5 protein-coding genes and 1 pseudogene are annotated in these 5,704 nt (G+C 51.1%); all 6 read right to left on the reverse strand.

What is annotated here, in order from left to right:
* Positions 1-282, reverse strand: a pseudogene (locus FQK12_RS24060) (right-handed parallel beta-helix repeat-containing protein); the annotation flags it as partial.
* Between the two features lie 76 nt (positions 283-358).
* Positions 359-3,424 (reverse strand): host specificity factor TipJ family phage tail protein, encoded by a 3,066-nt coding sequence (locus FQK12_RS24065; protein ID WP_041165274.1) that lies wholly within the window; start codon positions 3,422-3,424, stop codon positions 359-361.
* Positions 3,421-3,801: a hypothetical protein gene (locus FQK12_RS24070; protein WP_014228582.1), complete on the reverse strand. Its 381-nt coding sequence runs from the start codon at positions 3,799-3,801 to the stop codon at positions 3,421-3,423. The genes FQK12_RS24065 and FQK12_RS24070 overlap by 4 nt, the downstream gene beginning before the upstream one ends.
* A 7-nt stretch (positions 3,802-3,808) precedes the next feature.
* Positions 3,809-4,291: a DUF1833 family protein gene (locus tag FQK12_RS24075; protein WP_014228581.1), complete on the reverse strand. Its 483-nt coding sequence runs from the start codon at positions 4,289-4,291 to the stop codon at positions 3,809-3,811.
* On the reverse strand, positions 4,278-4,751 hold the full coding sequence (locus FQK12_RS24080; protein ID WP_071881725.1) for a hypothetical protein: 474 nt from the start codon (positions 4,749-4,751) through the stop codon (positions 4,278-4,280). The genes FQK12_RS24075 and FQK12_RS24080 overlap by 14 nt, the downstream gene beginning before the upstream one ends.
* The coding region (locus FQK12_RS27790) for a phage tail tape measure C-terminal domain-containing protein (RefSeq protein ID WP_315898968.1) at positions 4,751-5,704 on the reverse strand (954 nt) is incomplete at its 5' end. The genes FQK12_RS27790 and FQK12_RS24080, both read right to left, overlap by 1 nt.

Here is a 5,704-nt window from a genome sequence, read left to right on the forward strand (position 1 = left end):
GTCTTCCGCGCTTCTCACAAACACGAAGCTGCCTGTAGGTATGTTCGCGATATCCGCCTGCGCTGTAGGCAAATCAACGTATTGCTTGCCGAGCGGAATGATGTTCTGCCGGACCTCATCATTCTTTGCCATCATCTGGCGCCAGGTATCGAGTGGTTCCCCGCCGCGGTCGTCAACCGTTCCGGCCGGACCGTTCACCAGTTCGTCAGCGCGCTTGACGTTATCCATGAATATTTCAGGTGTCGTCGTACCCAGCGGCGGATTCAGTTCATCTGCAGCCATGTTTTTGCTCCAAAAAAGGCGTTCGCGCAAACGAGGGTTTGAGCGAAAAGAGTTAATAAGGGGTTTTTATGGGGTATTACGAGACGTCGCCGGGATATGTAGCATCGTCGTATGCGTAGAATTCGTCACGATATTGCCGGGCAGTTACCTCGCATGTGCCGTCATCCTGCGGGGCAACTTCCGCCACAATGGCGTGATACACATCCTTCTCTGAACTGCAGAAGATCAGCCGCGGCGGTTCGATGATAGGATCATCAATCTGAATTCCTTCGAACTCAAGCTGATACGGCACTAAGACTTGATAGTCACCCCCCGGAGAGGCTTCCAGCAGTCCAGAAGCAGTCCCGTCCTGGTACCTGATGTATACCCGTGGATTTGCGAATGACCAGTCTAAAGGCTCAGAAACACTAAACGTTGTCATCCCATCAACTGTTGTCATCGCGTCGATGAGACACGAGATGGTGTTACTACCAGGAATATCATCAGTCAGTACAATGCGATCGCCAACGTTATAGCAAAGCGCGTCCATTTCCGTAGTGGTCTTGTGAACCAGTCTCTGCAGGCGGTATTTCATCAGCCGCCGCATGCCAATCTGATAAGCGCGATTCTGATCAAGGACGCCATCGAGGGTAAACGCCTCAGTTTTTACAGGGGTCGGATTATCCGGCGTCCGGCACTGTACAGTTTCCTCTGCCCATGTCGCGCCATTGATGTAGGTCACGTCAACGCCGTCATAATCATCGTCGTTAGGGGCACTGAAATCTGTCTGGAGTTCTTCTACCATTTCATGGGGGGTAATAGCCCCGGTCCATGGCTTAATTCCTTCCCTCCCGACGGACGCTAAACCTTGAGTATTCAGCAGGAAATACCCCTTTCCGGCATTCGCAATTTTCTGCAACATTTCCAGCGCTGATATACTGTCGCCTGTCGCAAAATCAAACGTTTCACCGTCGGGCGTCCACCAGGCGCTTTCGAGCGCGTCTATTGCCGCCGAGTCCATTTCAAGACCCAGCGATCGCCCAACATGATAAAGCGCGCCTGAAATGCTGCGGGATGTGCCGGAATCATAAATCCGGGTGGCTACAACGTTTACACGTCGATCTGACTGCGCCGCAAGTTTTCCGCCTGTCTCGACCGTTGCCCCCATGAGGGTGACACCGGCATAAGAAGAAGGTCGCGCCAGTAGCCTCCCACGCAGGGCCTGCCAGTACATTGAATCGCGTGCATTATTACTACCCTGCTCATTACGCCGTCTGCATCTCACTTCAACAAGGCCCGGTACCGACAGCTCAAACCGCTCAGTAAAACCGAGTCCATTAACGTTTTGCAGAGCATAGACGCCTTGTTTACTCGTCCATCCGGCACCAGCACCATACACGCGGTACTGTATTTCCCACTCGCAATGCCTGATCCGCTTTTTGCCTTTGCTGTCAAACCCACAGATACCCGACGGAAACGAGAAATTTACCTCGAAGGCGTCAACCACTTCATTTTCCGGGCACACAAGAAAAGGTCCCAGCCAAGTATCGTTGTCGTTTATACCGGTAGCCTGGTAGTCGATCATCGTGCGCGGTGAAAAACCCGGCCAGGTAGGATCGATAACGCCGTCCACCAGCCGCTGAACCGTTGCGGTCGTGCCGTCTGCATCAGCAATACGGTATTCGTTATCACGGTGCGCCAGCGACAATCGCTGAGTACCCTCCGGGATGCCGGAGAAAGCAGCCCCCGTTGCGCTACCATAGGCCAGCGTGACATTAGCAGTAATCGCCGGACTCCCGCCGCTGGATGCAGTTCCGGAAGTAAACTCCGGGCTGTCGCCGAAAATAGATACGGGAAGAGAAGAAGAGGTGATGGAACCACCCAGCCAGGGGCTGGATATTTCAGCTATCCGCACGACCCCGCCATCATCCTGCGCCATGAGTCCAGAGCCAGTAAGCCCTTCGTTTATAGCAGCAAGAAGCCCTGACATATTCAGATAATCGGCTACAAGGGAGATGGTGAACGCTGTAGCGTGCCAGGTGATATCAAATGTCTGCCCCATAACGGAAAAATCATATGTTGTCGGTGCAGCACTGGCACGTAAACTGGCCGCTATACCGCCGGTTCCAGGAACCGCATCCTGTTTCGGTGTATAAGAAGCGATCACCAGATCATACTCTGAACCACCAATCGCCAGCGTAACGGCCATGCCAGAAACTGGATTGATTTCCGCCAGACTATTACCGGTCAGAACGCTATAACCTGATGATGTTGAAACAAGATAATTTGCCGGGGCAATGATAGTTACAATGGCTCCGGTCACCCACGATTCCGGCAAGGCATTACCATCATCGTCGTCGTCATTATCATCATCAAGTCCGTTGAAGGTCACCGTGGCGCCAGAAACTGCCATACTGTCGGCATTAATATCAACAGAATCGGGTGATGTCTGGGCCATATCCAGACCTGAACCGCTTGATGTCCCGCCAACCTCTGTGCTGTTGAACCAGTTTTCACTACGGCGATCGCCTGAGACATCCGCACCGGGAGAATAAACGTTATAAGAGAATGAATCGCCGAGGGCTGTGACTGGCGTGGCGCCTACGCGAATATCGCCATTTGTAAAAGCGAAATTCCCCAAGCCCAGGCATAACATCATCTCTACGGTCATGCGGGTTGGATCGTCAGGGTGAAACCGGGTTACCGGCTGCACGACATAATCGGGATATATCCGTGAGCGACCAAGCACCTCACGAATAGGATCACCTAATTTTGCTTGATTGGCCTTTGCCGGATTGAGATCAAGGGACGTACCATTACTGGAGGAATACCCCCCTTTGTCCATTTGAGACATCATAACGATGGCGTAAATAGCTGATGCAGCAGCAACGGCCGCAGCGACCCAGGCGGCGATAACCGAACCCGACACGGCTTCACCAGGTATCGGATAAACCCTTACATCACTATCAGGATTAATTACACAGAACGGCCATTCCTGCGGAGGTATGGAGACGTTGTTGACCTCAAAGGCAACCCTTTGCCACATATCTGGACGATAATTTTCTACATTTTCAGACATCCAGTCGTGAACTGTCATGACCCGATGCTGATGCGTTTCCAGCGGTTCGCCCGGTAAACGGGATGGGTATACACGAATAGTCACTGGTAATACTCCACTTTCAGATACTGCTTCTCAAAGCGCGTCAACGGCAGGATCGTCACGTTACGGTGGGGATTGCACTCCATCACATACAGCAGGCCGCCCAGCTCCACCACGACACCGAGATGACCGATTACTCCTCCCGTATAGCAGGCGGCCACCGCACCAGGGCAGGGAGCACATCGAACAACGTTTTGACGGAAGTTATTGCAAGCGGTGTGCATTTCATCGCCCTCTTTTACCACGCCTTCAAAAGCGGGCCAGTCAGTGAGTCCGAGATCGCGGCGCACTTCATGAACAACCCCGTAGCAATCAAGCACAGGAAAAACCCGTCCGCCCATCTGCCAGCGGACAGCCAGATATTTATCAATATTCAGCATGGGATACCTATCGGGTGTAACGGAGACCAGGGAAATAAGGCAAAGTGAAGCGGTTGCGAGGCCAGGCATAATCAAGGACGTTTTTAAAGCCGGCTGTAATGTTAACGACTACCGGTTTCCAGGAACCGCCCTTAATCGGCATCACAGATGGCGGTTCAGCGGGTGACGAAAGATCAGTGGAAATATACTTCCGAAAAATTATGGTACCTTCCTTTAAGGTATCGGCGGCCTCACGTATAGCGGTAGAAACAACACCATCGATATTGCACAAAGAAAACTTCAGATCCTGTGTACCATCATCGTTCCTTGCCGGAAGAGAGAATGATATTGCGCAGGCAAAAAACTTCACCTCCGCCCCATCCTCGGTCATAGCGGTTATGTCCTCATAACCTTCACACAAATAATACGACTGCTCACCCACATTAATCTGAAGTGTGCCAATAATGACTTCAGGACCGGATGACGCATACAGCCGGTTAATTACCGTCATGTTTAGGCCACTCCTTATTCAGTGCAATATCAAGGAGAGATTGCCCGGCCAGCCATTCTGGATAATATCCCCAACCGACAGGGGCAAGTGGTCGCTCCCTTAATTCAAGGGTTGCAGAATAACGCCACAGACCTGGTTTAATATAAGATGGTCCTTTATACACCCCATTAAATCGACATTTAAAAAACTTCAGTCCAACTGGAGTTTTACATTTCATGTAAAACCATGCCGCACCATCAGTTAAAACGTCTCTATACCACGCTTCAAATACTTGTGCATGCGCATCACTTTTAAATTGCCATACAACAGTATTATTAGTTGGTACTGATGTATATCTTCTACGCTGCCTGGCAAGCCCCCCCACTCTGTCGGTACGAACCATAGGATCAGTCGATTCAAATCCATAATTATCGTATGTCGGGCCGGGTATATAATCATGTGGATAATAAATATCTGACATTATTTCATACGCCTCCCCGGATAGACGGCTTTAAGTGCACGACCGTAATTTTCACTTGGATTCTGTACCTGAGAAGTAAAGTACTGCTTAAGCCTTTTTTCAGACGCCCGCATTTGCTGGTTAACCATCTGCATGGTGGTATCGTCAGGTTTACCTGTGAAGGTATTATGGAATTCAGCAACAACCGACCCGCTGCTTGCTATTCTTTGCTGGCGAACCTGGTCTAACGTGGCATCCAGTTTTGCAGATGTACCCGCTGTGGTTACGCGTTCACCCTTTTTCAATAACCAGGTTCCCGTTTCAGGGATTTTGTCGATACCATCGTGAGCCATACCAGCTAAAGCCGATGCTGAGATAGCAGCAACAAGGGGGGCGGTGACACCAGCAGCCGCTGCCAGTGCTGCGGGTGCCAGAGCTGGCCCCACTATTGGGATAGCGACGGTAGATGCATATGCTGCAAGTTGGGCCTGAAGAGCTGTAGCCTGCGCATTAGCGATCATCGGAGCTGTCGCGGTTGCCTGAGTGGTCTTACTTACCAGGAGGTGAACGCCCTCATATACCAGCCACTGTGCGGCCAGTTGGGTCAATGTCTGAATAACTGTTTTGCCAAATCCTTCCACCATATTGCTCAGAGCATCGCCAGCATCTTCAGACTGAGTGGCAAGGTCATACAATCCCTGCTGAAGATTACTTGTTACTCCACTAAGCGCAGTATTGGTTGTATCCGCGGCGATCTGATTGTAATTGGTGGCCATGTCAGCATAGTTTTCCCATGACGACTGAACGCCAGCCAACCAATTATTACGCATTTCATCCTGCGCAGCGTAATAGCCCTCAAGGGCGGAAAGCTCTTTCTGATACCCTTCATCATCCAGGCTTCCACCCTGATTTTTCCAACCTTGCCTTAATTGCGCCCTCTCGTTATTACGTTGTGCGTCCCTGTCACCTAATCC

This window comes from Klebsiella sp. ME-303, assembly GCF_007910085.1.
Taxonomy (GTDB): Bacteria; Pseudomonadota; Gammaproteobacteria; order Enterobacterales; family Enterobacteriaceae; genus Klebsiella; species Klebsiella michiganensis.